22 protein-coding genes and 1 riboswitch are annotated in these 26,109 nt (G+C 68.7%); of the genes, 7 read left to right on the plus strand and 15 right to left on the minus strand.

All coding sequences use genetic code 11. The features are described 5' to 3' along the window. Positions 1–36: 36 nt before the first annotated feature. A complete protein-coding gene (locus tag GGR25_RS22335; protein ID WP_183401097.1) occupies positions 37–405 on the plus strand; it encodes a hypothetical protein in 369 nt (122 codons plus the stop codon). A 33-nt stretch (positions 406–438) separates the two neighbouring features. Here the strand turns inward: GGR25_RS22335 and GGR25_RS22340 are convergent, their stop codons facing one another. From GGR25_RS22340 to zwf, 8 genes are all read right to left on the minus strand, one after another. Further along, on the minus strand, positions 439–780 hold the full coding sequence (locus GGR25_RS22340; RefSeq protein ID WP_183401098.1) for a 2Fe-2S iron-sulfur cluster-binding protein: 342 nt from the start codon (positions 778–780) through the stop codon (positions 439–441). After that, positions 777–1,313: a DUF934 domain-containing protein gene (locus tag GGR25_RS22345; RefSeq protein ID WP_183401099.1), complete on the minus strand. Its 537-nt coding sequence runs from the start codon at positions 1,311–1,313 to the stop codon at positions 777–779. Before GGR25_RS22345 ends, GGR25_RS22340 begins: the two co-directional genes overlap by 4 nt. Further along, positions 1,313–2,089, minus strand: coding sequence for a phosphoadenylyl-sulfate reductase (locus tag GGR25_RS22350; RefSeq protein WP_183401100.1), 777 nt, complete (start codon positions 2,087–2,089; stop codon positions 1,313–1,315). Before GGR25_RS22350 ends, GGR25_RS22345 begins: the two co-directional genes overlap by 1 nt. After that, positions 2,076–3,734, minus strand: coding sequence for a nitrite/sulfite reductase (locus GGR25_RS22355; RefSeq protein WP_183401101.1), 1,659 nt, complete (start codon positions 3,732–3,734; stop codon positions 2,076–2,078). Before GGR25_RS22355 ends, GGR25_RS22350 begins: the two co-directional genes overlap by 14 nt. Then, the gene (locus GGR25_RS22360; protein ID WP_183401102.1) at positions 3,734–4,069 is read right to left on the minus strand and encodes a DUF2849 domain-containing protein; all 336 of its coding nucleotides are present in this window, start codon (positions 4,067–4,069) and stop codon (positions 3,734–3,736) included. The genes GGR25_RS22355 and GGR25_RS22360 overlap by 1 nt, the downstream gene beginning before the upstream one ends. Before the next feature lie 12 nt (positions 4,070–4,081). Then, positions 4,082–5,503: a siroheme synthase CysG gene (cysG, locus tag GGR25_RS22365; protein ID WP_183401103.1), complete on the minus strand. Its 1,422-nt coding sequence runs from the start codon at positions 5,501–5,503 to the stop codon at positions 4,082–4,084. A gap of 315 nt (positions 5,504–5,818) precedes the next feature. Further along, complete coding sequence (edd, locus tag GGR25_RS22370) at positions 5,819–7,633, minus strand: phosphogluconate dehydratase (protein ID WP_183401104.1); 1,815 nt, start codon at positions 7,631–7,633, stop codon at positions 5,819–5,821. Between the two features lie 54 nt (positions 7,634–7,687). Beyond that, positions 7,688–9,169 carry a glucose-6-phosphate dehydrogenase gene (gene zwf, locus GGR25_RS22375; RefSeq protein ID WP_183401105.1) on the minus strand — a complete coding sequence of 494 codons (1,482 nt, stop codon included), beginning with the start codon at positions 9,167–9,169 and terminating at the stop codon, positions 7,688–7,690. Positions 9,170–9,394: 225 nt separating this feature from the next. On the opposite strand from zwf, the gene GGR25_RS22380 reads away from it, so the two are divergent. Next, a complete protein-coding gene (locus GGR25_RS22380; RefSeq protein ID WP_183401106.1) occupies positions 9,395–10,291 on the plus strand; it encodes an SMP-30/gluconolactonase/LRE family protein in 897 nt (298 codons plus the stop codon). A 190-nt stretch (positions 10,292–10,481) separates the two neighbouring features. Here the strand turns inward: GGR25_RS22380 and GGR25_RS22385 are convergent, their stop codons facing one another. After that, entirely contained in the window at positions 10,482–12,143 is a 1,662-nt protein-coding gene (locus tag GGR25_RS22385; RefSeq protein WP_183401107.1) for a lysine--tRNA ligase, read from the minus strand. 202 nt (positions 12,144–12,345) lie between these two features. Between GGR25_RS22385 and GGR25_RS22390 the strand changes: the two genes are divergently transcribed. Then, entirely contained in the window at positions 12,346–12,771 is a 426-nt protein-coding gene (locus GGR25_RS22390; RefSeq protein ID WP_183401108.1) for a tellurite resistance TerB family protein, read from the plus strand. Between the two features lie 31 nt (positions 12,772–12,802). Here the strand turns inward: GGR25_RS22390 and GGR25_RS22395 are convergent, their stop codons facing one another. Continuing rightward, positions 12,803–13,900 (minus strand): linear amide C-N hydrolase, encoded by a 1,098-nt coding sequence (locus GGR25_RS22395; RefSeq protein WP_183401109.1) that lies wholly within the window; start codon positions 13,898–13,900, stop codon positions 12,803–12,805. A 128-nt stretch (positions 13,901–14,028) separates the two neighbouring features. After that, complete coding sequence (locus GGR25_RS22400; protein ID WP_183401110.1) at positions 14,029–14,892, minus strand: transporter substrate-binding domain-containing protein; 864 nt, start codon at positions 14,890–14,892, stop codon at positions 14,029–14,031. A gap of 104 nt (positions 14,893–14,996) precedes the next feature. Here GGR25_RS22400 and GGR25_RS24840 point away from each other — a divergent pair, with 104 nt between their 5' ends. Together GGR25_RS24840 and GGR25_RS22410 are read left to right on the plus strand one after the other, a co-directional pair. Further along, positions 14,997–16,832 carry a glycosyltransferase family 2 protein gene (locus tag GGR25_RS24840; protein WP_183401111.1) on the plus strand — a complete coding sequence of 612 codons (1,836 nt, stop codon included), beginning with the start codon at positions 14,997–14,999 and terminating at the stop codon, positions 16,830–16,832. A 103-nt stretch (positions 16,833–16,935) separates the two neighbouring features. Beyond that, positions 16,936–17,289, plus strand: coding sequence for a DUF1428 domain-containing protein (locus tag GGR25_RS22410; RefSeq protein ID WP_183401112.1), 354 nt, complete (start codon positions 16,936–16,938; stop codon positions 17,287–17,289). A gap of 39 nt (positions 17,290–17,328) precedes the next feature. Here GGR25_RS22410 and pdeM read toward each other — a convergent pair whose 3' ends face one another. The 3 genes from pdeM to GGR25_RS22425 form a co-directional block, all read right to left on the minus strand. Then, positions 17,329–18,045, minus strand: a complete 717-nt coding sequence (gene pdeM / locus GGR25_RS22415) for a ligase-associated DNA damage response endonuclease PdeM (RefSeq protein WP_183401113.1) — start codon at positions 18,043–18,045, stop codon at positions 17,329–17,331. A gap of 74 nt (positions 18,046–18,119) precedes the next feature. Then, a complete protein-coding gene (locus tag GGR25_RS22420) occupies positions 18,120–20,639 on the minus strand; it encodes a ligase-associated DNA damage response DEXH box helicase (RefSeq protein WP_246410189.1) in 2,520 nt (839 codons plus the stop codon). A 40-nt stretch (positions 20,640–20,679) separates the two neighbouring features. After that, positions 20,680–22,035, minus strand: a complete 1,356-nt coding sequence (locus GGR25_RS22425; RefSeq protein ID WP_183401114.1) for a diguanylate cyclase domain-containing protein — start codon at positions 22,033–22,035, stop codon at positions 20,680–20,682. Positions 22,036–22,172: 137 nt separating this feature from the next. On the opposite strand from GGR25_RS22425, the gene GGR25_RS22430 reads away from it, so the two are divergent. Continuing rightward, positions 22,173–23,183, plus strand: a complete 1,011-nt coding sequence (locus GGR25_RS22430) for a ligase-associated DNA damage response exonuclease (protein WP_183401318.1) — start codon at positions 22,173–22,175, stop codon at positions 23,181–23,183. Here the strand turns inward: GGR25_RS22430 and GGR25_RS22435 are convergent. Next, on the minus strand, positions 23,162–24,082 hold the full coding sequence (locus GGR25_RS22435) for a DMT family transporter (RefSeq protein ID WP_183401115.1): 921 nt from the start codon (positions 24,080–24,082) through the stop codon (positions 23,162–23,164). The genes GGR25_RS22430 and GGR25_RS22435 overlap by 22 nt on opposite strands. A gap of 87 nt (positions 24,083–24,169) precedes the next feature. Beyond that, positions 24,170–24,318, minus strand: a riboswitch (FMN riboswitch). A gap of 128 nt (positions 24,319–24,446) precedes the next feature. Here GGR25_RS22435 and GGR25_RS22440 point away from each other — a divergent pair. Further along, a complete protein-coding gene (locus GGR25_RS22440) occupies positions 24,447–26,105 on the plus strand; it encodes a cisplatin damage response ATP-dependent DNA ligase (RefSeq protein WP_183401116.1) in 1,659 nt (552 codons plus the stop codon). The last annotated feature ends 4 nt before the right edge of the window (positions 26,106–26,109 follow it).

Raw genomic sequence — 26,109 nt, forward strand, 5'->3', positions numbered from 1 at the left:
AGCGTGGATCGACGCGATGATCGAAGGGCTGATCCGATGAGGCGTCTGCTGAACGCTGCTGCCATCGCCGAGGCTGCAACGGGCTTGGCGCTGCTCGCTGTGCCCTCGGCCGTCGGGCGCCTGCTGCTCGGCCAACCCTTGACCGGCGTCGCGGTGCCAGTCGCGGGCGTCGCCGGGATCGCGCTTCTCGGTCTCGCGGTCGCCTGCTGGCCGGGTCCGCCGCGCGCCGGCATGGTGGTCTATGGCGCCCTCGTGGCGCTCTATCTCGCCTTTTGCGGCCTGACGGGCGCAGCAACTGGCCCGCTGCTCTGGCCGGCCGTGCTGCTGCACGCGGTCCTGACCGCCGCCCTGATCGCGGAGGGATGGCGCGCGATCCGCCGCGTGGAGAAATCCGGCGGGTCCTGACAGAGTGCGATGCAGCTCGGCCAGAGGCCGGGATCAGGCGACCTTGGCGACCGTGTCGTCGGGTTCGCTGCCGGGGGCGAGGCGCACCACGAGGCCGTCGAGTTCGTCGGTCATCAGGATCTGGCAGGACAGGCGCGAATTCGACTTCACCAGCATGGCGTCGTCGAGCCGTTCCTCCTCCTCCTCGCTCATCGGGATCAACCGGTCGTACCAGTCCGGGTCGACATAGACATGGCACGTCGCGCAGGCGAGCGCGCCGCCGCATTCGGCCTTGATGCCGATGTCCCAGTCGCGGATCACTTCCATCACGCGCCAGCCTTCGAGCGCCTCGAGCTCGTGCTCGACACCCTTGTGGTCGGTTACGAAGAGCTTCATTCCTGATTCCGTTGCTCGCCGGTCGCGCCGGCCGGGCGGCGCGCAAAGGGCCGCGTGCCGGCCGGGATCTCGCCCGCTCCGCCGACCGGTTGGAGATATTCCTTCACCTCCGGCCAGCGTCCTTCCTGAAGCCCCTTCAATACCAGCGGATCCTCCGTCTCGAAAGCGTCGAAGCCGACGCGCTTCAGAAGCGGGATCTGGTCGAGGAAGAAGGCGCCGACGGCGCGGAGCTCGCCCGCGAAGCCGTCGCGCTCGCGGAGCAGACGGCCGATCGAGAAGGCACGGCCATCGGCGAATTTCGGCAGCGAGGCGGCGATCACCGCGAGGCGCGGCAGGTCCTGCACGATGCCGCCCCAGTCGCTGCCCGGCTCGATCCGCAGGCCGAGCGGCGCGGGGCGGGCGAGCAGCGCCTCGCGTTCGGCGCGGAAGCGTTCGAGCGAGACGATCACGGCCTCGTCCGTGCCGATCACGTCGTCATCGGCGACATGGCGGAAGCGGTCCGCGACGAAACTACCGTTTTTCCAGAGAGCCATCAGATGCCGCTGCCGTCCGTCTCGCCCAGATGTATGCCGCATTCGACCTTGTCGAGACCGCGCCAGCGCCCCGCGCGCTCGTCCTCGCCCGGCTTCACCTTGGAGGTGCAGGGGGCGCAGCCGATGGAAGGATAGCCCTCGGCGACCAGGGGATGGCGCGGCAGGTCGTGTTCGGCCAGATAGGCCTTCAGATCCGCCGACGACCAGTTTGCCAGCGGGTTGACCTTCATGCGCGCGCCGTCGCGCTCGAAATAGCCGATCGCCGCGCGCGTTGCCGCCTGGAAGCGCTTGCGGCCCGTGAACCAGGCGTCGAAGCCCTCGAGCGCGCGATTGAGCGGCTCCGTCTTGCGGATCTGGCAGCAGGCGTCGGCATTGGTCATCCACAGTGCCTTGTAGCGGTCCTGCGCCGCGATGGTCGCCTCGGCGGGCGTGATCGTGCGCATGTCGGTGAGGCCCAGCCGATCGACCAGCGTGTCGCGATAGGCCAGCGTTTCCGGAAAAAGGCGGAGCGTGTCGATGAAGACGACGGGAACCGAGCGGTCGACCGAAGCGACGAGATGCAGCAGCACAGCCGATTCGGCGCCGAAGGAGGAGACGAGCGCTATGCGTCCGGCAAAGCGCTCGAAGAGGGCATAGGCGATCACGTCGCGCGCCGGGCGGTCCGCGAAACGGGCGCTGAGTTCGGCCGCCTCGGCGATGCCGGCATTCTCGTGATCGAAGGGCGGCAGGATTTCGCCGATGCCCGCGGCCGTGTCGACGGCGTCAAGCCGCGCCATAGAGCGCCTCCTTGAACGGGGCCTGCCCGAGGCGGCGATAGGTGTCGAGGAAGCTCTCCTCCGGCCTGCTGCGATGCGCCAGATAGGTGTCGACGAGTGTCTCCACCGCATCGACGATCTCTTCCGTCGAGAAGCCGCGCCCGATGATCTCGCCGATCGCGGCGTTCTCGTCGCCCGAGCCGCCGAGCGAGATCTGGTAGAATTCCTCGCCCTTCTTCTCGACGCCGAGAATGCCGATATGGCCGACATGGTGATGGCCGCAGGCATTGATGCAGCCGGAGATCTTGATCTTCAGATCGCCGATCTCGCGCTGGCGGGCGATGTCGCCGAAGCGCTGCGAGATGCGCTGCGCCACGGGGATCGAGCGGGCATTGGCGAGCGCGCAATAGTCGAGGCCCGGGCAGGCGATGATGTCGGTGATGAAGCCGGCATTCGCCGTCGCCAGCTCCGCGGCGACGAGGCCATCATAGACGGCGCGGAGGTCCGTCTCCGCCACATGCGGCAGGATCAGGTTCTGTTCGTGGCTGACGCGGATCTCGTCATGGCCGAAGCGTTCGGCGATGGCAGCGACGGCATCCATCTGGTCGGCCGTCGCGTCGCCCGGCGTCCCGCCGATCGCCTTCAGCGAGACCGTGACCGAGACATGGCCGGGAACGCGATGGGGATGGGTGTTGCGGGCGACGAAGGCATCGAAATCCGGGTCCGCCGCGCGCGATGCGGCGAGCGAAGGATCGGCCGCGCGCGGCGCCAGATCGGCGGGCAGGGCGAAATAGGCGCGGATGCGCTCGACTTCCTCGGCGGGCAAGCGAAGTACGCCGTCCTTGATCCGCTCCCATTCCTCTTCGACCTGGCGCGTGATCTCCTCGGCGCCCGTCTCGTGGACGAGGATCTTGATGCGCGCCTTGTACTTGTTGTCGCGCCGGCCCGACAGGTTGTAGACGCGGAGGATTGCCTCGCAATAGGAGAGAAGATCCTCCTCGGGGAGGAAGTCGCGGATCTTCTTGGCGACCATCGGCGTGCGGCCCTGGCCGCCGCCGACATAGACGGCGAAACCGATGCGTCCCGCCGCGTCCCGCTTTAGCTGCAGGCCGATATCGTGCACTTGGATCGCGGCGCGGTCACGGTCGGCGCCGGTGACGGCGACCTTGAACTTGCGCGGCAGGAACAGGAATTCGGGGTGCAGCGACGACCATTGCCGGAGGATCTCGGCATAGGGACGGGGATCATCGACTTCGTCCGCCGCCGCGCCGGCGAAATGGTCGGCGGTGACGTTGCGGATGCAATTGCCCGAAGTCTGGATCGCGTGCATCTCGACCTCGGCGAGCTCGCTAAGGATATCCGGGATGTCCGAGAGCTTCGGCCAGTTGAACTGCAGGTTCTGCCGGGTCGTGAAATGGCCGTAGCCGCGGTCATAGCGGCGCGCGATATCGGCGAGGCGGCGCATCTGCCGCCCGTTCAGCGTGCCATAGGGCACGGCGATGCGCAGCATATAGGCGTGCAGCTGCAGATAGACGCCGTTCTGCAGGCGCAGCGGCTTGAACTGGTCCTCGGTCAGCTCGCCGCCGACGCGGCGCTCGACCTGATCGCGGAACTGCGCGACGCGAGCCTGCACGAAGTCATGGTCGAATTCGTCGTAGCGGTACATCAGCGGCTCGCGGAAGCTGCGGTGGGGAGGGCGGCGCGCTCGGCCAGTTCCGCCTCGCCATAGGCGACGGTCGGGCCCTTGGCGGCGCGGATGCGCTCGCGGAGGCGCAGGGGAACGGGAATACCGGCGTCGGGATGCAGCTCGACGTCGATCTCATAGGGCTCGACGACGATCTGTGCATCGTGCTGCGCCTTGGCATAGGCGAGCGCCTCGTCCAACTCGCCCGTGCCGATGATGCGGGATTCGGCGATCTCCGTGGTCCAGCCGCCGGAGGCGTCGAGGAAGACGACGAGCCCGTCGCCGAGATTGTTGGCCGTGATGATCTTCTGGCTCATGCCGCGCTCCCGTCAGGCCGCCAGCGCCGCGAGCGGCAGCGGCGCGGTGCCGAGCGCGCTCTCGGCGATCACTTGGCCCACGATGATGACGGCGGGGCCGTCCACATCGCCCTTGCCGGCGACCGCGGCGAGTTCGTCGAGGCGGCCCGCATAGGCCTTGCGATCCTCGCGCGAGGCGTTCTCGATCACCGCGACCGGCGTCGACGGCGCGAGCCCGGCCTCGATCAGGCGCGCGGCGACGCGGGCGGCGACGCTACGGCCCATATAGACGGCGACCGTGGCGCCGGAGAGCGCGAGGCCAGCCCAATCGGGCAGCGTGTCGCCGCGCATGTCGTGGCCGGTCGCCATGACGAAGCTCGAGGCGACGTCACGCAGCGTCAGCGGAATCGCGAAATCGGCGGCGGCGGCGATCGCCGCGGTCACTCCGGGCACGATGTCGAACGATATGCCGGCCGCCTTGAGCGCGGCCATCTCCTCGCCGGCCCGGCCGAAAATCAGCGGGTCGCCGGATTTGAGGCGGACCACGCGCCGCCCGTCGCGCGCCTCGCGGATCAAGATGTCGTTGATCTCGTCCTGGCTGGCCGCATGCGCGCCCTTCGACTTGCCGACATAGATCCTGAGCGCGTCGCGCCGGCCCATGGCGACCACCGCATCGGGGACGAGCTTGTCATAGACGATGACATCCGCCTCCTGGAGCAGGCGCTGGGCGCGCAGAGTCAGGAGGTCCTCGGCGCCGGGACCGGCACCGACCAGGCTGACATGGCCGGCGAGGGTCGCCGTGGCGGCGCTGTCGATCGCGTCGGCCGCTTCCGCATGACCTTCGGCGATCCGTCCGGCGAGCACCTTGGCCGCGGTCGGGCCGGAGAAGAAATGCGCCCAGAAGCGGCGGCGCGCCTCGGTGCCCGTAATCTGCGCCGCGACGCGCTCGCGCAGGCTCTCCGCCAGCGCCGCGAGATCGCCGATCGCCGGGGCCAGCATCGCCTCGATTCGCGCGCGGACATGGCGGGCGAGCACCGGACCCGTGCCCTCGGTCGAGATCGCAATCGCGAGCGGGGCGCGATTGACGATGGCGGGGACGTAGAAATCGCAAAGATCCGGCCGGTCGACGACATTGACCGGCACGCCAGCCTCGCGGCCGATGCCGGCCAGGGCGCGGTCGCGTTCCGCCTCGCCGCTTGCCGCGAAGAAGAGCGCCGCACCGGCGAGATCCGCCGCGCCGGGCCAGCGGGCGACATGCACGACACCGCCGGAAGCGACGACCTCCGCGGCCTCCGCGTCGAGCCGCGGGGCGAACACGAACGGGAAGGCGCTCGTCTCGGCGAGCAGGCGCAGCTTCGCGGCAGCCGCTTCACCGCCGCCAGCGACGACGACGCGCCTTCCCTCCACCTTGTGGAAGGCGGGGAAGGTCGACAGCCTTCGATGGGCAGCGGCCATCGCATGTCTCCGGACGGGCCCGGGGGCGGGCCAAGTTGGAACCGTCACAAGCTTCTAAAGAAACTGACCCCCGCCCGCCACCAAGCAGCTTCCAATCTCGACCGTCCGATTGGAAAATAATCCTTCGCAGGCCCACGCGGCCGCGCAGTCGCGCTTGCCGGGGGCGAAAGCTGCGTCTCGCGCTTAGTCCTTGGTTTCCGCCGGTAAACGCCTGGACGAGCCGCCCCATTCGGTCGGCGAATTCATCCTAATACACGACCAACTTGGTCGTGTATTAGCAAGCTCATGCTCATCTGGCGAGGTCGAGCCGTTTCGTCAGAAGACGCCCGCGCCGCTCTCGGCCGCCGTCGCATGGGCGCGGAACATGGCGAACAATTCGCGGCCCATGCCATGCTCGTTCTCGGCGAGATCGGGCTCTGAGGGCAGGCGCGCGGCGAATTCGGCCGGATCGACCAGCACGTCGAGCTTGCCCGTCACGGCATCGAGCCGGATCATGTCGCCGTCGCGAATCCTGGCGATCGGACCGCCGGCGACGGCTTCCGGCGTCACATGGATCGCCGCCGGCACCTTGCCCGAGGCGCCGGACATGCGCCCGTCCGTCAGGAGCGCGACGCGCTGGCCGCGGTCCTGCAGGATGCCGAGCGTCGGCGTCAGCTTGTGCAGCTCCGGCATGCCATTGGCCTTGGGGCCCTGGAAGCGGATCACCGCGACGAAATCGCCGGTGAGCTCGCCCGCCTTGAACGCGGCAAGCAGGCCGTCCTGCGTCTCGAACACCTTGGCCGGCGCCTCGATCACATGGCGGTCCGGCTTGACCGCCGAGACCTTGATCACGGCGCGGCCGAGATTGCCGGAGAGCACCTTGAGGCCGCCATTCGGCGCGAACGCCTTGGCGACCGGCGCCAGGATCTTCTCGTCGAGGCTTTCCGAAGCGCCCTCGCCCCAGACCACGGCACCGCCCTCGCCGAGCTTCGGCTCGCTCGTATAGGCGGCAAGCCCGTGGCCCCAGACCGTCTTCACGTCCTCGTGCAGATAGCCGGCGCCGAGCAACTCGCGGATCAGGAAGCTCATGCCGCCGGCCGCGTGGAAATGGTTCACGTCGGCGAGGCCGTTCGGATAGACGCGGGCGAGCAGCGGGACCGTATCCGAGATGTCGGAGAAATCGTCCCAGGTCAGCTGGATGCCGGCGGCCTTGGCGATCGCGACCATGTGCATGGTGTGGTTGGTCGAGCCGCCGGTGGCGTTCAGGCCGACGACGCCGTTGACGATCACCTTCTCGTCCACGATCTCGCCGATCGGCGTGAACTCGTTGCCGAGCGCGGTGATGGCGAGCGCGCGCTTCGTCGCCGCCTTGGTCAGCGCCTCGCGCAGCGGCGTGTTCGGATTGACGAAGGAGGAGCCGGGCAGATGCAGGCCCATGATCTCCATCATCATCTGGTTGGTGTTGGCGGTGCCGTAGAAGGTACAGGTGCCCGGCCCGTGATAGGAGGCGCTTTCGGCCTCCAGGAGCTCGGCGCGGCCGACCTTGCCCTCGGCATAGAGTTGGCGGATGCGCGCCTTCTCGCCGTTCGGCAGGCCCGTGGTCATCGGCCCGGCCGGCACGAACACGGTCGGGATATGGCCGAAGGAGAGCGCGGCGATCATGAGGCCCGGCACGATCTTGTCGCAGATGCCGAGGAACATCGCCGCGTCGAACATGTTGTGCGACAGGCCGACGGCCGCCGCCATGGCAATGGCGTCGCGCGAGAACAGCGACAGCTCCATGCCGGTCTGGCCTTGGGTGACGCCGTCGCACATGGCCGGAACGCCGCCGGCGACCTGCGCGATGCCGCCCGCCTCGCGCGCCGCCGCGCGGATGACCTCGGGATAGGTCTCGTAGGGCTGGTGCGCCGAGAGCATGTCGTTATAGGCGGTGATGATGCCGATATTCGGCATGATCTCGCCCTTGAGCGCAGCCTTGTCGTCGACGCCGCAGGCGGCGAAGCCGTGGGCGAGGTTGCCGCAGGCGAGCCCCGCCCGGCGCACGCCCGCCTTCTTCGCCGCGTCGAGGCGGCGCAGATAGAGCGCGCGGCTCTCGCGGCTGCGCTGACGGACGCGCTCGGTCACCTCCGCGATCTTCGGGTGGATCGTCATCGTGGTGTCTCCTGATCGCCTCGGGCGGCCGGCCGCGTCGGGCCGGCGCGCCGCCTACTCGAGCTCCTCGTGCCAGGTGCGTCCGTCGCGCTCGATGAGCGCGATCGATGCGGACGGACCCCATGTGCCGGCCGTATAGGGCTTGAGGCCCTCGCGCGCGGCCGACCAGCTTTCGAGGATCGGATCGACCCAGCGCCAGGCCGCCTCGACCTCGTCGCGGCGCATGAACAGCGTAGCATTGCCGCGGATCACGTCCATGATCAGCCGCTCATAGGCCTCGGGGCTGCGCACCTTGAAGGTCTGCGCGAAGCTCATGTCGAGCGGGACATGGCGAAGCCGCATGCCGCCGGGGCCTGGATCCTTGATCATCAGCCAGAGCCGCACGCCCTCGTCCGGCTGCAGGCGCATGACGAGCTGGTTCGAGGCCAGTTGCCCGGCCGCGTCGCCGAAGATCGAGTGTGGGATGGTCTTGAACGAGACGACGATCTCGGAGAGGCGGGTCGGCAGGCGCTTGCCGGTGCGGATGTAGAACGGCACGCCCGCCCAGCGCCAGTTCTCGATCTCGGCCTTGAGCGCGACGAAGGTCTCGGTCTGCGACTGCGGATTGCCGAGCTCCTCCAGATAGCCGGGCACGGGGCCGCCGGCCGAGGCGCCGGCGCGATACTGGCCGCGCACGGTCACGTGGTCGGCCGTGGCGCCGGTGATCGGCTTCAGCGCGCGCAGCACCTTGAGCTTCTCGTCGCGCATCGCATCCGCCTCGAACTGGCTCGGCGGTTCCATGGCCACGAGGCAGAGCAGCTGCAGGATGTGGTTCTGCACCATGTCGCGCAGCGCGCCGGCGGTGTCGTAATAGCCGGCGCGGCTCTCGACGCCGAGCGCCTCGGCGACCGTGATCTGCACATGATCGATATGGGCGGCGTTCCAGAGCGGCTCGAACAGCGCATTGGCGAAGCGCAGCGCCATCAGGTTCTGGACCGTCTCCTTACCGAGATAGTGGTCGATGCGGTAGATCTGGCTTTCCTTGAACACTTTGCCGACCGTGTCGTTGAGCACGGTCGCGGATTCCAGGCTCTTGCCGATCGGCTTCTCGACGATCACGCGCGTTTCCGGCGTGACGAGGCCATGGGCACCGATGCCCTCGCAGAGCACGCCGAAGAGATCGGGCGACACGGCGAGATAGAAGGCGCGGATGCGGTCCTTGCCCTCCTTCAGCACCTTGGCGAGATCGGCCCAGCCGGATTTCTCGGCCGTGGCGTCGACCGGCACATAGAACACGCGCTTCAGGAAGCTCTCGACCAGCTCGGGCTCGCGCTCGTGCTGCGGCACGAATTTCTCGAGCGCGTCGAGCGTCGTCTTGCGATAGGCCTCGTCGGTCATCGGGCGGCGCGAGCAGCCGATGATGCGCGAGACATCGGGAATCTGGCCGTCGCGGTGGCGGTGATAGAGGGCGGGCAGGAGCTTGCGGTAGGCGAGATCGCCCGTCGCGCCGAAGACGATCAGGTCAAAGGGATCGACGGCGATGATGCGGCTGGTCATTGGGTTCTCATCTCCCGCTGCGACGGGCCCTGATGGGGCGGCCCGCCCGGTGTCGTAGACAATTCCGCTTCATATGTTGAGGGATAAAATTAGAGCATCGAAATAAAATTGACGCGACGGGTTTTGGCTGGAGCGGCTCCGGCCCGGCGCGGTATCGACTATCGGGCACGATCGAAGCAGGAATGGGGCCAACACGGTCCAGGCGAGTTCCAAGAGGGGAAAACCATGGCAGAACCGGTTTGTCTCGTCCCGGCGGGCGACCGCTGTGGCGAGGGCGTCGTGTGGAGCGCGGCCGAGCGCGCGGTCTATTGGACGGATATCAACCGCTTTCTGGTTCATCGCTACGATGTCGAGGCGCGGACCGTCCGCAACTGGTTCTTTTCGGAGCCGGTGACGACGCTCGGCCTGACCGACCGGCCGGGCACGATGATCGCGGCGCTCGGCTCCAAGGTGATCCTCTGGCAGCCGGCGAACGACGCCCGCGCCGATTTCGCTTTTCCGGAGAAGAACATCCCCGCCGCGCGCCTCAATGACGGCCGTCCGGACCCGGCCGGCGCGCTGATCGTCGGCTCGATGTTCAACAATGTTGCGCCGGAGGGCAGCAGCATCGAGCTTTCCGGCGGACCGGTCGGCGGGCTCTATCGCGTAACCCGCGATGGCCGCAGCCGCACGCTGCGCACCCATATCGGCATTTCCAACACCATGTGCTGGGATCTCGGGCGGCGGCGCTTCTATACGGGCGACACGCTCAAGAACGAGATCTGGGTCTACGACTACGATCCCTCGAATGGCGAGATCACGCGTGAGCGGCAGTTCTTCGCCGGCTTCGAACGCGGCGGACCCGACGGCTCGCAGATCGATGCGGAAGGCCATGTCTGGAACACCCGCTATGGCGGCGGCTGCATCGTGCGCATCACGCCGGAAGGCAAGGTGGCGTCGGTGCTGGACATGCCGGTCGACAATGTCACCAATTGCACATTCGGCGGGCCGGATCTGAAGACGCTGTTCATTACGACGGCACAGGGCGGCGCGGGCCGCCTCGAACGCCTTGCCGGCGGCCTGTTCGCCGTCGATCTCGACGTGCCCGGCCTGCCGGAGACGGTGTTCCGCATCGACGGGTGATGGAAGGGTCGGCCGGCGGAGCACTTCGGTTCAGGGCGGGCTCGCGCCCACCCATCCGGGTCATGGCCGGGCTTGACCCGGCCATCCAGCCTTGTCCGTCACGGATGATGTTGCAGCAGGAAGTCTGGGTGGCCGGGTCAAGCCCGGCCACGACAAGCTTTCATAGGTCGATCGCGCGGTCGCGTTCTCGTCAAGCCGCCGGAGCCAGCGTTCCGGCCAGCGCCTTCTCGATCCGCTCGCGCGTCTCGGGGATGCCGTAGATCGCGACGAAGGAGCCGAAGCGCGGGCCCTGGTCCTGGCCGAGCAGCGACTGGTAGAGGCCGCGGAACCAGTCGAGCGAGACGCCTGGCGGGTTGCCGTCGGGACCCTTCTTGTTCGGGTCGGGGAAGAAGGCGCGGCCGACATCGAAGACGATCGTCTGGATGCCGTCGGCGTCCGTATCCGGCGGCAGCGCGGCCAGCGCCGCATCCAGCGCCGCGAGCGCATCGCGCAGCGCGCCTTCTGGCACGACATAGTGCTTCTGCGCCTTCAGCACGTCGTTGTAATAGCGGATCGCATAGGTGACGAGCGCGTCGAGCGCCGGGTGCGTCTTGGCCGAAAGTGCCGGCATGTAGCGCGAGATATAGGCCCACAGCACCGCGCTCTCGCTCGCATCCGACACCGAGGCGAGGTTCAGCAGCATCGCGAACAGGATCGGCTGGCTCGGCGCCGGCGGATGGCCCGAATGGATGTGCCAGGTGGGATTGCCGAGCTGCTGCTCGACCGGCTGACGCTGGAACGCGTCCAGGAACGCGGCATATTCGTCGACATGGCGCGGGATCACCTCGAAGGCGAGCCGCTTCGCCGTCTTCGGCTTGGTGTACATAAGCAGCGACAGGCTTTCGGGCGAGGCATAGGTCAGCCACTGCTCGATGGTCAGGCCGTTGCCCTTGGACTTCGAGATCTTCTCGCCGTTCTCGTCGAGGAAGTGCTCATAGGTGAAGCACTCCGGCGGCTCGGTGCCGAGCGCACGGCAGATCTGTGTCGAGAGCTTGACGCTGTCGATCAGGTCCTTGCCACTCATCTCGTAATCCACGCCGAGCGCGAACCAGCGCATGGCCCAGTCGGCCTTCCACTGGCACTTGACCGCGCCGCCGGTGACCTCGGTCGTGACGGTCTCGCCGTCCTCCGGGTCGATATAGGTGATCGTGCCGGCCGCGACGTCGCGGGCGATCATCGGCACCTGCAGTACGACGCCCGTCTTCTTCGAGATCGGCAGGAAGGGCGAATAGGTGGCGCGGCGCTCGGCTCCGAGCGTCGGCAGGATGATGTCCATCACCTCGTCATAGACTTCGAGCATGCGGCGGAGCGCGCCGTCGAAGCGGCCGGAGGCGTAATAGTCGGTCGCGCTGGCGAACTCATAGGCGAAGCCGAACGAATCGAGAAAGGCGCGCAGCCGCGCATTGTTGGCGGCGCCGAAGGAGGGATATTCGTTCGAGAACGGGTCCGGCACGCGCGTCAGCGGCATGCCGAGATGCGCCTTCATCATCTCCTGGTTCGGCACATTGGTCGGCACCTTCCGGAGGCCGTCCATGTCGTCGGAGAAGGAGAGCAGGCGGGTCTCGATCTTGTCTTCGGTGATCAGGCGGAAGGCGGTGCGCACCATGGTCGTGCGCGCGACCTCGCCGAACGTGCCGATATGCGGCAGACCCGAGGGGCCATAGCCGGTCTCGAACAGCACGGGCGACTTGGCGCCGCGCTTCTCCAGCCGCGCGACGATGCGGCGCGCCTCCTCGAAGGGCCAGGCTTTCGACGCCCGCGCAGCCTCGACGAGCTCGGGAGAGAGATCGAGTACGGGAAGCGGGGCGGGCATGGCGAACCTCGGTTGCGGAAAGGGGCCTCATCCCAGAGGATAGCGTCGGGAAAAAGGCGCGCGGACCCTAGGGAGAGAGCCCCCATCCGTCAATGGGCGGCCGCCCGCGGCGCGCGGGTTGATCCTTGCCGCCGGAATGCCTAGCTTCGGCGCCGGCGGGCTGCGGATCGACGACGGCCCCGGGACGATGTGGAGCGAGGATATGGACACCGCCACCGGCAGCACGGTTACACCGCAGGAGGCGCTGATCTATGCGATGGTCACGCTGTCCGCATCGGACCGCCAGATGACCGATCGCGAGCTGCGCAAGATCGGCGACATCGTCCGCACGCTGCCGATCTTCGGCGGCTTCGATACGGATCGCCTCGTCCATGTCGCCGAGGCCTGCGGCGCGATCGTCGCGGAGGATGACGGGCTGCACCAGGTGCTGACCACGATCGCCGCCTCGCTGCCGAAGCGGCTGCACGAGACCGCCTATGCGCTGGCCGTCGAGGTTGCTGCCGCCGATCTCCATGTCGAGCAGGAGGAACTGCGCTTCCTCGAGCTTCTGCGCGACGTGCTCGATGTCGACGCGCTCACCGCCGCCGCCATCGAGCGCGCCGCCCGCGCCCGCTACCGCACGCTCTGAAGCGCCGCGGCAGCGCGCGCCGACTATTCTCTCAGGCCGCTGTCAGCGCCGCGGTCCCGTCCGGCGTCGGCGGCACCAGCTTCGCCATCGGCGCGGCGTGGAACGTGGTCGTCGATGCCAGCGCCCCGACATCGAAGCGGACATAGTTCATCCCCGCGCTGTCGCGCAGGAAGAACAGGCGCCGATCGAGATCGGAAAGGCTCGTCCACGAGGTGAATTCGGTCGGCACGGTCGTGAGCGTGTGGCCGGCCACCTGCAGATGGCCGCTGCCGGATTCCGGCGGATCGACCGTGATGCCGCGCGGCCGGTCGAAATTGTTCATGATGTGCGCGACCATCTGCACGGCCTTGTCGGGCTGCTGCTGCTTCTCGGCGAACTCAGCGTAGAAGACGGCGCGGATGAAGCGGTCGACCGAGGTGTCCGTGCCCGGCAGGCCGGCCTTGGCGATGCCCGATCCCGGCTGCGTGGCGGCATAGCTGCCGAAGGTCGCCCTGGAGCGGTCGACATTGTTCAGGAAGGTGTAGTTGTCGAGATTGGTCAGGTGCCAGGCGAATTGCGGCGCATTGGTCAGCACGCCGACCGGATTGTCGTAGATCGTCCGCACGCCGTGATGGAACTCGATCACGAGGCTGGCGCCCGTCCGGTCGTGGACCACGTAGTGGAACGGCATCATGAGCCCGCCGAGGATCGGCACGGGTTCCAGCACGACCGGCAGGTCCGTGAGCGCGGCCTTCACCTCGGCGACGGTGGCGAACTGGCTGAGCACGAAGGCGCCGATATCGACGGCGGAGAGCGCAGCACGGTCGGCCGCGACCGGATCCTGCGGGCCGCCCGCCTGCGGATAGGACTGGACCGAGAAGGTCAGTCCGGCCGTGTTCAGTCCCTCGATCACCTTGAGATCGGCCGGTCCGAAGGTTGTGCCCGGCGCGGGCGGGACCGCCGGCATGGTTACCGCCAGGGCGCCATAGCGTGTCTCCCAGCCGAGCGCGGGATGGCCGGCGACCGTCGAGGCGAGGGCGAGGCCCTGCGGAAACAGCGCGATCTGGTAGGGCAGTTCGAGGCTCAGTTCCAGCGTCCGGCCGAGATAGGCGCGGTCGGCGGCGTCACGATAGAGAAGCGAGGTGCACATCTGTCTTTCCGCTGAAGGGCCGTGTCCACCCGGCGCCGACCGTAGCCGGCCGGCGGGGCGAACTCCCGGACGGCAGGTTCCCCGGAGAGGCGAAACGGGTCAAGCTCTGATCGCGCCGCGTGTAGCGCTCAGAAATAGCCGACGGGGAAATAGCGCAGATAGAGCTCGGCGAAGACGCCCTTGTCGTAAAGGCTGTCCAGCGCCCAATCGATGGCCCGGCGCAGGTCCGTCCGGTCCGGCGGCAGCGCGATGGCGAGGCCCTCGCCGAAGAAATGCGGCTCCAGATAGGGCCCGCCGGCGAAGGCGCAGCATCCTCCGGCGGGCTCGGATTGCAGCCAGAAGGCGAGGCGGACGCCGTCGCCGAAGAGAAGATCCACGCTGCCGTTCTTGAGCGCGGCCTCGGCGTCGGCGCCCGTGTCGAAGCCGATCCGCTCCGCCTTCGGAAACAGCGCGGCGAGGAACGCCTCATGCGCGCTGCCCTTGACGACCGCGACCTTGCGCCCGGCGAGCGCATCCGGGCCGATCGGCTTGGTGGCCTCCGCCCGGCGCGCGACGAAACGGGCGGCGGGGCGCAGATACACGTCGCTGAAGGCGACCTTGGCACGGGAGTCCGGCGTGATCGCGATCCCGGCGATCGCCGCATCGACGCGGCCGGCCGCGACGGTGTCGAGCAGCCCGTCGAACGGGCGCACCTGGATGGTGCAGGGCACCTCGAGCTCGTTGCAGATGGCGCGCGCCAGATCGACGTTGAAGCCCGCCGGCTGCCCGTCGGGGCCTGGAAACGAGAAGGGCGGGAAGTCGTCCGTCGTCGTGAAGCGGATCGAGCCGACCGAGCCGGCCGCCGGCCGGTCCAGCCGCCGGTTCGGATCGAAGAAATCGGGAATGACGGGGCCATTCTCCGCGGCGCGCGCCGGAGGCGGCGCGACCAGGCCGGCGGTGCAGGCCGCCAGCAGCGCGAGCAGGATGGTTCGAATTGCAAAGCGGGGCTGCATCTGGCTAACTCTCGGTTGCGCCCGCAGGGCTGGCCGGGGCGCGGATCGGGTCGACTATAGACGAGAGGCGGCGCCGACGCGAAGCCGGGCCGCCGGGGGCAGTCGTGGCGCTACTCGGGCATTTCCTGCTCGCCGAGGATGAACCCGAGGCGGAACGTCCCTTTGCCTTGCGGGCCACCCGGCTCGGCCTGCCCTTCACGCTGAAGCCGCGCAAGCTCGGCCGCGTCGTCCTGCCCAAGGAGGTTCCGGGCGGCGAAAGCGTCGCGCTCGCCGCCGCCATCGGTGCGGGGCGCGCCGCGATGGTCGAGGGCGCGGGCGAGTCGCGCCTCGTCATCGCGCCCGAGGAAGGCGAGATGGAAAGCCTCGCCGCCTCGCTCGAGCGCATGCCGCTTCTGCGCGAACGCCTCGTCGTCTCGACGCCGGAGGCGATCCGGCGCTTGCTCTTTTCCGCCGGCTCGCGGCGCCTGCTCGACGATGCGCTGTCCAGGCTCGAGCGGCGCGACGCCTCGCTTTCGGCCCGCCTGCTCCTGTCCCGCACCCAGTTCTGGGTCTGCGCCGGTCTCGGCCTGGCGCTGCTCTTCGCCCTGGCGACCGAAGGCCTGACCGCGCTGGCGCCGCTCGATGTCGCCGCCGGTACGCTGTTTTTGGCGCTGATCCTGATGCGCATGCTGGCGCTCAGCCTCGTCCTCGACCATACCGTCAATCCGCCGCCCGCCTTGCCGACACCCGATCCGGCGCGGCTGCCCGTCTATACGGTGCTGATCCCGCTCTATGACGAGGCCCATATGGTGCCGGAGCTGGTGCGCGCCATGAACCGGCTCGATTGGCCGCGCGACCGGCTCGACATCAAGTTCCTGATCGAGGCGCGCGACCGGGGAACGGCCCGCGCGCTCAAGCGCCAGAAGCTGCGGCCGCCTTTCGAGGTGGTGGTCGTCCCGGATGCGGCGCCGCGCACCAAGCCGAAGGCGCTCGCCTTCGCGCTGCCGCTCGTGCGCGGCGAATTCGTCACCGTCTATGACGCGGAGGACCGGCCCGATCCCGGTCAGCTCATCGAGGCGCATGCCGCATTCCTCGCCGGCGGCGAGCGCCTCGCCTGCGTGCAGGCGCCGCTGCTGATCGACAATGGCGAGACCAACGGCCTCGCCGGTCTCTTCGCCATGGAATATGCGATCCTGTTCGACGCGCTGCTGCCCTTCCTCGCCGCGCTCGACCTGCCGCTGCCGCTCGGCGGGACATCCAACCATTTCCGCCGCGCGGCGCTCGAGGCCGTCGGCGGGTGGGACCCCTACAATGTCACCGAGGATGCCGATCTCGGCATCCGCCTCGCGCGCTTCGGCTATCGCGCGCGCACCATCACGCGCCCGACTTATGAGGAGGCGCCGCTGACGACACGGCTCTGGCTCAACCAGCGCACCCGCTGGCTCAAGGGCTGGATGCAAACCTTCCTCGTGCATATGCGCCATCCGCTCCGGCTCTGGCACGAGATCGGCACGCGGCGCCTCGCCGGCTTCCTGCTCACCTCGCTCGGCTCCGTCGTCGCCGCGGCGGTCTATCCGATCTATCTGACGACGGCGCTGTTCCTGCTGTTCGATCCGGCGCTGCTGTGGCGGGCGAACAGTCCGCTCGTCGCCGGCATGATCATGCTGAACCTCTTCAACTTCATCGCCGCCTATTTCGTCTTCGGCCTGCTGGCGACCATGACCTTCCATATGCGCCGCGGCCGCCGCCCGGCCGGCGCGCTGATCTTTCTGCCCGCCTATTGGCTGCTGCTGTCGATCGCCTGCTATCGCGCGCTGATCCAGCTTGTTCTGGCGCCGCACCACTGGGCGAAGACGCCGCATCTCGGCCGCCGCGTCCGCGAGGAGAGGCACCAGGCGCACCGCCCGGTCCGCCCCGGCGGCGCGATCGAGGCGCCCGTCGAGGGCGCGCCGCCGGGCTGAGCGGAACCATCTGCCGCCAGGCTGCGTTCGCCGTCAGAGGACCGCGCCCGGCGGGGGAATGCTGCGGGGGCGGAATGAGGATGATCGAGGAGGAGATGTTCCCATGAGCTATGTCGATGGATTCGTAATGGCGGTGCCCAAGGCGCGGCTCGACGAGTATCGCGCCGCCGCCCGGCTGGGCGGCGAGGTCTGGAAGGAAAAGGGGGCGCTCGCCTATGTCGAGTGCCTCGCCGACGACGTGCCCTATGGGGAGGTGACCTCCTTCCCCCGCGCCGTTCAGGCCAAGGAGGACGAGATCGTCGTCTTTTCGTGGATCGTCTACGCCTCGCGCGCCGACCGCGACCGCATCATGGGCGAGGTTATGCAGGACCCGCGTCTCGAGCCGATGATGCAAGATCCGCCCTTTGACGCCAAACGCATGATCTTCGGCGGCTTCGAGCCGTTCGTGGAGCTCTGACGAGACGGGCTGCTGTCGGACGCCGGGAGGCGGGGGCGCCTATTCGCCCACCAGCCGCCGTCCGGCGATCGCGTGGACGGCCTCGCCCAGCATGAAGGCGTGGAAGGCGCGGCCGGAGAAAAGCGGCCGAAAGGCCTCGTCGAGCACGTTCAGCCCGCCCGCGAGCGCGCCGAAGGCCGGCATGACGAGACGGCGCTGGTCGCTGGCGAAGCAGCGGCGCCGGATCGAGCGCCCGCGGCCGACGATGCGGGCGGCGGGATGAAGATGGCCGGCGATCTCGCCGGGCAACGCGCCGGGGCGCGGCTCGTGGCGGAAGGTGAGCGGGCCGAGGCGGAGTTCGGCGCGCGCAATGCCGCCGACGCCGGCCGGCGGGGCCGGGTCGTGGTTGCCGGCAATCCAGATCCATTCGCGCGAACCGGTCAGGCGGACGAGGCGGGCGCGATGCTCCTCCGTCATGCGCGCACCGGCGCGGGAATCGTGGAACGAGTCGCCGAGCGCGATCACGCGATCGGGCCCGAGACGGGCGAGCAGCGCCTCCAGCCGGGCCAGCGTCGCGGCCGTGTCATAGGGCGGCAGCATCTGGCCGCGCGCCGCGAAAGCCGAGCCCTTTTCGAGATGCAGGTCCGCCACGACGAGCGTCTTCTCGTCGGGCCAATAAAGCGCCCCTTCCGGCAAAAGACCGAGCCGCACGCCGGCGATGAGCGCGGACGCGGTCGCCTGCCGCTCCTCTCCCGCCGCCCCGCTCGCGTCGACCATGGCTATCCATTCCCGATTCGTTCTCAGGAAGACGCTATTCGGCGCCCGCGTCGCCCGCAAGCGTCGGCGTTGCCTCAGACTGTCAGCCCCGCCTCGCCCATCGCCTCCCGAGCGAGATCGTCGGCGTTCTCGCGCAATATGTCCTCGGATGCCTGGCCGGCGACCGGTTCCTTGCCGATGTCGAGCATGACCGGCACGGCGAGTGGCGAGATGCGCTCGAGCGGCTGGTGCAGGATGCGGCCCTCGATGCGCATCAGCATGTCGGAGAGGCGGGCGATGTCGAGGAGGCCGGTCGCGGCATCGGCCCAGGTGGCGCGCAGCAGGATGTGGTCGGCCTCGTGCTGGCGCAGCACGTCATAGATCAGGTCGGTCGACATGGTGACCTGCCGCCCGCTCTTCTCCTGGCCGGGATGGCGCCGCTCGATCAGGCCCGAGATCAGGGCGCAGGAGCGGAAAGTGCGCTTGAGCAGATGGCTCTCGGCGAGCCAGGCATCGAGATCGTCACCCAGCATGTCGGCGTCGAAGAGCTCGCCCACCGTCGGTTCGCCCAGGCGGAAGGCGCGGCCCATGTCGCCGAGCCCCCACACCGCGAGCGCATAGTCCGATGCGACGAAGCCCATGGGGCGGAGCTTCGCCCGTTCGAGGCGTCGCGTCAGCAGCATGCCCAGCGTCTGGTGCGCGAGGCGCCCCTCGAACGGATAGGCGACCATGTAGAAGCGGCCGCCGCGGGGAAAGGTCTCGACCAGCAGCTGGTCGCGCGCCGGAAGCACCGAGGCCTGCTTCTGGATGCGCAGCCAGTCCGAGACCTGATCCGGCAGGCGGCCCCAGGCCTCCTCGTCGGCCAGCAGGCCGCGCACGCCATCGGCGAGATAGGTCGAGAGCGGGAACTTGCCGCCGGCATAGGCCGGTACCTTCGGGTTCTCGCCCTCGGCGCGGCTGACGATCACCGCATTGTCGCGGATGCCCTCGAGGCGAACGATCAGGCCGGCGAACAGGAAGGTGTCGCCCGGCGCCAGCATCTCGGCGAAATATTCCTCGATCTCGCCGAGCACGCGCCCGCCCATGCCGATGGGGCCGCCGGTGCGGCGCGAAGCGAGGCGGACCTTCAGGAGCGGCGCCTCGACGATCGTGCCGACATTCAACCGGTATTGCTGCGCCACCTGCGGATGGGTGATGCGGAAGAGGCCGTCCTTGCCCTTCCGGATCTTGGCGAAGCGCTCATAGCTTTTCAGCGCATAGCCGCCGGTTGCGACGAAATCGACGATCCGGTCGAAGGTCTCACGGTCGAGGCCCGCATAGGGTGCGGCCGAGCGGACCTCGTCGAACAGATCGTCGGCGGCGAAGGGCGCCGCGCAGGCCATGCCGAGCACATGCTGCGCGAGAACGTCGAGCGCGCCGGTCCGAAGGCGCGGCGTATCCTGCGCGCCCGTCAGGCTCGCCTGCAGCGCGACCGTGCACTCCATGACCTCGAAGCGATTGGCCGGCACCAGCAATGCGCGCGAGGGCTCGTCCATGCGGTGGTTGGCGCGGCCGATGCGCTGGGCGAGGCGGCTCGCGCCCTTGGGGGCTCCGACATTGACGACGAGGTCGACATCGCCCCAGTCGATGCCGAGATCGAGGGTCGAGGTGCAGACGACGCATCTGAGGCTCGACGCCGCCATCGCTGCCTCGACGCGCCGCCGCTGGCCGACATCGAGCGAGCCGTGATGCAGCGCGATCGGCAGGGCGTCCTCATTGATGCGCCACAGCTCCTGGAAGATGCGCTCGGCCTGGCTCCTCGTATTGACGAAGACGAGCACCATGCGGCTCGCCTTGATCGCCGCATAGATCGCGTCCATCGCATGAACGGCCGAATGGCCGGCCCAGGGAATGCGGGCCTTCGGCTCAAGGATCGCGACATCGGGCCTGGCGCCGCCCGCGACCGTCACGAGATCGGCAAGATTAGCCGGCTGATCATTTTCTTGCGGCATCAGCCAGCGGCGGAGATCGTCCGGCTCGGCGACGGTGGCGGAGAGGCCGACGGCGCGCAGATGCGGCCGGATGCGGCGCAGCCGCGCGAGGTCGAGCGACAGCAGGTCGCCGCGCTTCGCCGTCACCAGCGAGTGCAACTCGTCGAAGATGATCGTTTCGAGATCGGCGAAGAAGCGCGGGGCGTCGGGGGCCGAGAGCAGCAAGGCGAGCTGCTCGGGCGTCGTCAGCAGGATGTCGGGCGGGCGTTGCTTCTGGCGCTGGCGCTTATGGGCCGGCGTGTCGCCGGTGCGCGTCTCGATCGCGATCGAGAGGCCCATCTCCGCGACCGGCGCCTCGAGATTGCGGGCGATATCGACGGCGAGCGCCTTGAGCGGCGAAATGTAGAGCGTGTGCGGTCCGCGCCCGCGGGGGCCTGGCGGCGGCAGCGCGGCGATCGCGCCGAGGCTCGGCAGGAAGCCGGCGAGCGTCTTGCCAGCACCGGTCGGGGCGATCAGCAGGACGGAGCGGCCGTCCCGCGCCTTTTCAAGCAGCGCCAGCTGATGGGCGCGGGGCGTCCAGCCGCGCGCCGCGAACCAAGCGGCAAAGGGCTTCGGCAGGAGTTCGTCGGCGGCGCTCACGGCCAACAGGTAGGATCGAAGCGCGCCGGAGTCGAGGTGCTGCGGTTCAGCCGCGCGCCGGTTCGGGCTCGAAGCAGCGCCAGGTCCGGCGGCCTTCGGATTTCGCCCGATAGAGCGCGCGATCCGCCGCGGCGAGCAGTTCGTCCGGATCGAGGCCGCACTCCGGCGCCCAGGCAATGCCGATGGAGAGGCCGACGGCGAGGGCCCGGCCCGGCAGGTCGATCGGCTGCGCCATGGTCTCGATCAACCGCGCGGCGAGGCGTTCGGCCTCGGCGCGCCCGGCCGAAACCTGGATCACGGCGAACTCGTCGCCGCCGAGTCGCGCCACCATGTCGTCGCGGCGGAGCGTTGCACGGAATCGCCGCGCAGCCTCCTGCAGCACCACGTCGCCGGCCTGGTGGCCGAGCCCGTCATTGATGTCCTTGAAGCGGTCGATATCCATCCACAGCAGCGAGAATGTCCGTCCTGCGCTGCGCCAGGCCGCGATCTCCTCGATGAGGCGATCGCCGAAGAGCTTGCGGTTCGGCAGGCCGGTGAGCTCATCATGCGTCGCGATATGGGCGAGGCGCTGCTCGATCGCCTTGCGCCGGCCGATGCCGCGGACGGACGAGACATAGCCATCGGGTTCGCCGGTGACCGGATCGCGCGTGAGACGGACATGGCCCTCGAGCCAGACCCAGGATCCATCCTTGTGGCGCTGGCGCTGCTCGGTCTGGCCGACCGTCAGCCGTCCTGCGCGCACCTCCTGCATCATGGCGCGGAACGGGCCGATATCGTCGGGATGGGTGATGTCGATGGCGCGCTTGCCGATCATCTCTTCCGGCTCATAGCCGAGCAGTTCCCGGACGGCGGGCGAGATATAGAGCCGGACCCCGTCCAGATTGCCGCGCACGATCGTGTCGGTCGACGTCTCGGCGAGCAGGCGGAACTGCGCCTCGCACGCCGCGGCCTTGCGTGCCGCGCGGTCGAGCCGGAGCATCTCGCTGGCGAGCGCGGCGAGGTCCTCGAAGGCGCGCATCTCGGCCGGGGTCAGCCGGCGCGTACGCGCATCGAACAGCGCGATGCGGCCGCTCCCGCCGCCGAGCGGCAGGCTCGCCATGAAGCGGAGGCCGGGAGCGCCGACCACAAAGGGCAGCGCGGCGGTCGCCGGGTCCGCGCGGGCGTCCTCGACCGCGAAGGCCCCGCCGGTCGCGTCGGGCCGGTTGTCAAGCGCGCACGCAAAATGCCAGGCCGCTTCATCGATATCCGTCGCGCTGTCGATCCAGGACTGCCCGTTCCGCGCCTCGCAGATCGAGACGACGGGAACATCGAACAGGGTGCGGGCGGTCCGGCAGAGGAGGTCGAGCCGAATGAAGGGCGCGCCGGTCGTGTTCTGGCTCGCGCCGTCCCTTGCGGTCGTCATCGTCGGCTCGCTTCCTCCCCTGCGCCTTGTCGCTTGCCCAAGCTTGTCCATTCTGGCCCGTTCTTGTGCATTGCAGCAAGCATCAGGGCGCTGTGTTTCTTTTCTTTGCGCTCCGGTGTGACTATCTGGGCAGGATGATCCGCCCCGAACAGCTGCTCGCGCCGACCGCCGATGGGCTCTTCTGTCCGCTCGGCGGCTTTCATATCGATCCGGTCCGACCGGTCGAGCGGGCGCTGATCACGCATGGTCATGGCGACCATGCCCGTTCCGGACATGACCGCGTCCTCGCCACGGCCGAGACGCTCCGCATCATGGCCGCGCGCTATGGCGAGGATTTCGCCAATGGCGGCACGCCGGCGAAACTGGGCGAGGCCATGCGGATCGGCGATGTCACGGTCAGCTTTCATCCCGCCGGGCATGTGCTCGGCTCCGCGCAGATCGCGGTGGAGGCCGAGGGGTGCCGTATCGTCGTCTCGGGCGACTATAAGCGCCGCCGCGACCCGACCTGCCTGCCCTTCGAGCCGGTCGCCTGCGACGTCTTCATCACCGAGGCGACCTTCGGCCTGCCCGTCTTCCGCCATCCCGATGACGGCGTCGAGATCCACAAACTGCTGACATCGCTCAAGGATTTTCCGGAGCGCACCCATCTCGTCGGCGCCTATGCGCTCGGCAAGGCGCAGCGGATCATCTGCCGGCTGCGCGAGGAGGGCTATCGCGAACCGATCTATATCCATGGCGCGCTGGAGAAATTGTGCCGCCTCTATGAGGAGGAAGGCATCGATCTGGGGGAGCTTCTGCCCGCCACCCTCGATGCCGGCAGCAAGACGGATTTTGCCGGCGCCATCGTGGTCTGCCCGCCCTCGGCCTTTTCCGACCGCTGGGCCCGCCGCTTCCCCGATCCGCTCCCCTGCTTCGCCTCGGGCTGGATGGCGATCCGCCAGCGCGCCAAGCAGCGCGGCGTCGAGTTGCCGCTGATCGTCTCCGATCATTGCGACTGGCAGGAACTCACGGAAACCATTGAGGAAATCGCGCCGGGCGAAGTCTGGGTCACGCATGGCCGGGAGGAGGCGCTGGTGCGCTGGTGCGCGCTTTCCGGCATCGCCGCGCGCCCCCTCCACATGGTCGGCTATGAGGACGAGGCGGAATAGGCCGCCGCCGTTCGGCTCTCGCGCCAGAGCAGGAACATCGAAGCGCCGACGATCAGCGCTGCGCCCAGCCAGAGCCGGCTCGGCGGCAGCCAGCCGAAGGCGATCCAGCCGGCCAGCACATTGAGCGGCAGCTTCACATGGTCGAAGGGCTGCACATAGGCGGCGTCGGCCCTGGCATAGGCCAGCGTCAGCAGCGCCTGCGCCGCCGCCGTCAGCACGCCGACCGCGATGATGGTGATCCAGCCCGAAGCCGAGGGCATGGCGAGCCCCGCGGGCAAAGCGAGCAGCAGGTTGACCGGCGCCAGCATGAGCAGCAACCAGGCGGCGACGGCCTCGGGGCTGTCCTCGGCGAGAAGGCGCTTCTGCATCAACGAGACGCCGGCCCAAAGCACAGCAGCACCAAGGGGATAGAGGCTCGCCGCCGTGAAGGACGCGGAGAACGGGTCGAGGATGATCAGCCCGCCGACAAAGCCGGCCGTCACCGCCAGCCAGCGTTCCGCCGAGACGCGCTCACCGAGCAGAAGGCCGGCCCCGAGCGTCACCACAAAGGGTGAAGTCATCACCAGCGCGACGGCCTGGCCGATCGGCACGCCATGGGCGAGGCCGGCGACCCAGGCCTGCACGCCGAGCGCGGCCAGCAGCACGCGAAAGGCCTGCAGGAAGGGGCGCCGCGTGCGCAGCGACGGCAGGCCGTGCCGCAGGGCCCAGGGCAGCACGGCCACGAGCGCCACCGCATATTGCAGGAAGGCAGCCGTCGGCGCGGGGATGCCGAGCCGCGTCGTGGCGATCTGTTCGAGCGTGTTGACGCCGGCAAAGGCGACGCCGGCGGCGATCATGAACAGCGCGCCGGCTGAGGGGGCCCGCAAGGCGGGCGAGGGGGTGAGGAGTGTCTGACTCATGTTGATTCCCAAAGGGTTGGACAACACGAAATCAGGGCCATAGCGGCAAATCCACGCGCCGGCCCGAGGGGCCGGCTCGCGTTTCGCCGCTGTTCTCTTCCATCCGGACTATGACCGTCGGCTTCGGATTTCGACCGAATCTGCTGACCCCCTCCACTGGTGCGAAGGGGCGCTCGCGGGCTCGCAGTTGCCTGCCTACCGCCGGTGGGGAATTTCACCCCGCCCTGAGAACGAGACCCGGTCCAGGACCGAGCCTCCATGACTTAGGTCCGCGCGCCGCTCCACGCAAGCGACGCACATGCCAACATTGTTCACCGGACAGAAACGCCTTTTCCACAGTTCGGAAGCGCTTACTTATACGGCCATGGAGAAATTCGCCGCCCTTCTCGACCGGCTGATCCTCACGCCGTCGCGCAATGGCAAGCTGCGCCTGCTCGAGGACTATTTCCGCACGACGCCGGATCCCGATCGCGGCTGGGCGCTTGCGGCGCTGACGGGCGCGCTCGACGTGCCCTCGGTCAAGCCGGCCATGCTGCGGGCCATGGCGACCGAGCGGCTCGATCCGGTGCTGTTCGGCTATTCCTATGACTATGTCGGCGATCTCGCCGAGACGATCTCCCTGGTCTGGGCGCCGTCGCCAGCGGCGTCCGAGGGGGCGGCGCCGTCGCTGTCGGCCGTGGTCGAGGCGCTGTTTTCGGCCTCGCGCTCCGAAGGACCGAAGCGGGTCGCCGCCTTTCTCGACGCGCTCGAACCCTCGTCGCGCTGGGCCCTGCTGAAGCTCGTCACGGGCGGACTGCGCATCGGCGTGTCGGCGCGGCTCGCCAAGCAGGCGCTCGCCAATTTCGGTGCACAAGAAATCAATGCGATCGAGGAAATCTGGCACGGCCTGTCGCCGCCCTATGAGCCGCTCTTCGCCTGGCTGGACGGACATGGCGAGCGGCCGGTCTCCGCGGCGCGGGCGCCGTTCCGGCCGGTCATGCTGGCGCAGCCGCTGGAGGAGGGCGACCGCCCGGCGATCACTCCGGAGGTCTATGCCGCCGAATGGAAATGGGACGGCATTCGCGTGCAGGCGGTGAGCGATGGCGGCGTGCGCCGGCTCTATTCGCGCACGGGCGAAGATATCGGCGAGGCGTTCCCCGACGTGCTGGAGGGGCTGGACATCGAGGGCGCGATCGACGGCGAACTCCTCGTCGGGCGATCGGTGGACGGGCGCATCGAGGCCGGCAGCTTCTCGGAGCTGCAGCAGCGGCTGAACCGCAAGAGCGTCACCGGCAAGCTCGTCGTCAGCCATCCGGCCTTCATCCGCGCCTATGATTGCCTCGTCGATGGCGAGGAGGATGTGCGCGCGCTGCCGTTCCGGCATCGACGTTCCAGGCTGGAGCGTCTCGTCGGTCGTTCCCTGGCCGGCCGCGTCGATCTTTCGCCGCTGCTCCCTTATGACCATTGGGACGCGCTCGCCGCGCAGCGCCTTGCCCCGCCCGCCCCGATCATCGAGGGCGTGATGCTGAAGCGCTGGGATTCGCCCTATGAGGGCGGCCGTCCCAAGGGGCCGTGGTTCAAGTGGAAGCGCGATCCCTTCGTGATCGATGCCGTGCTGATGTATGCGCAGCGCGGTCACGGCAAGCGTTCGTCCTTCTATTCGGACTATACGTTCGGCGTCTGGCGACAGGGCGAGGCGGGCGAGGAACTGGTGCCGGTGGGCAAGGCCTATTTCGGCTTCACCGATGCGGAGCTCATCGAGATCGACCGCTTCGTGCGCCGGCACACGACGGGCCGCTTCGGACCGGTCCGCGAAGTCGAGCACCGGCCGGATCTCGGCCTCGTCTTCGAGGTGGCCTTCGAGGGGCTGAACCGCTCGACGCGGCATCGCTCCGGCGTCGCCATGCGCTTTCCCCGCATCGCGCGGCTGCGCTGGGACAAGCCGCCGGCCGAGGCCGACCGGATCGAGGCGCTTGAGGCGCTGCTGGACGCCGGGGATGGCGGGCCGGCAGCCCTTCGCCGTGCGCGGGGCGCGCCTGTATGATGAT

Source organism: Kaistia hirudinis, from assembly GCF_014196455.1.
Lineage (GTDB): Bacteria > Pseudomonadota > Alphaproteobacteria > Rhizobiales > Kaistiaceae > Kaistia > Kaistia hirudinis.